We start from the raw sequence: 276 nt of genomic DNA, 5'->3' as shown, positions 1-276 counted from the left end.
CTGACAGCGAGTTCCTCGCCAAATTCGAGAACAGATTGAAAAGAGCCATCCGAAATAAAGAAGAACGCTGCATCTGTCCTCCGTCTTCTCCAACTCCTGGTGATTACTGGACGAAAAGACTCTCCGACCACAAGCTAGACCCCTGCATCGACAACCTGGTCGGCGTCCTCCGTAGACGCTGACATGTCGACCCGGATGTACGTGAGGATCTGGAGGGAAGCGGAGGGGGAGTTGGCTCAGGTCCTGCAGGACGATAAGGACTACGTCGCTCAGGAC

The 276-nt window shown here is 55.1% G+C and carries 1 protein-coding gene; it reads left to right on the top strand.

The features are described 5' to 3' along the window. On the top strand, positions 1 to 182 hold a 182-nt coding region (locus P2081_RS20835), incomplete at its 5' end, for a hypothetical protein (protein ID WP_278924695.1). Positions 183 to 276 lie beyond the last annotated feature (94 nt).

Origin of the sequence: Pseudophaeobacter profundi (assembly GCF_029697505.1) — a bacterium.
Lineage (GTDB): Bacteria > Pseudomonadota > Alphaproteobacteria > Rhodobacterales > Rhodobacteraceae > Pseudophaeobacter > Pseudophaeobacter profundi.
Note: the sequence above shows the minus strand (reverse complement) of the source record. Positions and strands in the feature narration are given on the sequence as shown.